This window comes from Vibrio sp. Vb0888 (genome assembly GCF_033338835.1).
GTDB classification, from domain to species: domain Bacteria; phylum Pseudomonadota; class Gammaproteobacteria; order Enterobacterales; family Vibrionaceae; genus Vibrio; species Vibrio alginolyticus.
Map to the genome: position 1 here is coordinate 1 of NZ_JAWOTL010000118.1, position 1444 is coordinate 1444.

Here is a 1444-nt window from a genome sequence, read left to right on the forward strand (position 1 = left end):
CGCGCAGACTTCCCGAAACAGTTGTAACGCTAACACCTGCTCCGGACTGACGTATTTGGTTTGTGACACCAATGGCTTGCTAAAAAAGTAGCCTTGAAAGAATTTAAAACCCGCCGCTTTGGCTTGCTCAAACTCTTCTGCGGTTTCGACGCGTTCCGCTAAAAAGTGATATTTGACGCGCTTGGCGAGGTGGGTTTTAACCAGTTCACACGCTTTTTCTAGCCCCATCGCCATGATATCGAGTTTAACGATGTGCACATAAGGTAAGAAGCGACGCCACTCCGGCGTTAAGGTGAAATCATCCAGCGCGATCAAATAACCTTCTCGATATAACTCGCGAATTGCATCGAGAAGATCATCGGTAGGTTGGCAAGTCTCTAAGACTTCTACGACGATTTTGTTTTTTGGCAAGCTGCGAGGCAAACGGCGTACCAAGCTCTGATGAGGAAAGTTGATGAAGCATCGCGAAGACGCAATCACTGGGTTAGTACCCAGTGATAGAAAGTTCTCGACGATTAATCGGTATGTCGCTCGGTTTGATTCGATATGAGCGGGATAGGCGTTGCTTTCTCCATCTCTAAATAACAATTCATAACCCAGCGTCTGTCTTTTACGGTTAAAAATCGGCTGACGAGCGACATACGTTGTATTCATGCGATAGAACTACCTATAAATGGCTTAGGATTTTGCAGCCGCTAATAATGCGCCACAACCCATAAACATTGAACCGAATACTTTGTTAATTTTACCCATGATCTTGTCTGAACGGATAAAGCGTCCCATCTGCGCCGCTAACGCGGTGTAACCCAACATTACGCACGCATCAATTACCACTGTCGTCACCCCTAGCGCCAACAATTGCGTCAGTTGGTCTTTTGCAGGGTCGATAAACTGTGGGAACAACGCCACCAAAAAGACGATCGATTTAGGGTTAGTCAGGTTAATTAAAACGGCTTTATACAATAATGCGCTACCTGACATCTCTTTGTGACTCTCATTGGCAATCAAGCCTGAAGTATCACGCCATTTCTGAATACCCAACCATACAAGGTAAGCCGCGCCTACCCATTTAATGATAGTAAACGCAGTTGCCGATTGCGCCACCAGCGCACCGATGCCAGCGCCAACCAAGGCGATGTGAATCGCGAGTCCGATTTGCAGACCAACAATCGCGCCAAGCGATTTACGCGTGCCGTAACTCAAGCCATTGCTGATTGAGTTAACCGTGCCTGAACCCGGAGCCAAACTAAAAACGATTGCAGTTACCACATAGGCCAACCAAACGTGGGTATCCATTGCATTTCCTCACTAATTCTTCGATGATACATCGCGTCTACAATGTATCTTCAGGTAATCGACTAATGGCTACTAACCATTCACCTTTGACTTATACTCAAGAGACATTATTTGAGCAAGCAATTGGTGGTCCGATCGCAGCACTTTG

The 1444-nt window shown here is 46.4% G+C and carries 2 protein-coding genes and 1 pseudogene; 1 reads left to right on the forward strand and 2 read right to left on the reverse strand.

Annotated elements, in window-relative coordinates; all coding sequences use genetic code 11:
* On the reverse strand, positions 1-654 hold a 654-nt coding region (locus R7P72_RS24290), incomplete at its 3' end, for an EAL and HDOD domain-containing protein (protein WP_318110868.1).
* 24 nt (positions 655-678) lie between these two features.
* Entirely contained in the window at positions 679-1296 is a 618-nt protein-coding gene (gene rhtB / locus R7P72_RS24295; RefSeq protein ID WP_318110869.1) for a homoserine/homoserine lactone efflux protein, read from the reverse strand.
* Between rhtB and R7P72_RS24300 the strand changes: the two are divergent.
* Positions 1257-1444 (forward strand): annotated as a pseudogene (locus tag R7P72_RS24300) (lysophospholipase); the annotation flags it as partial. The gene rhtB and the pseudogene R7P72_RS24300 overlap by 40 nt on opposite strands.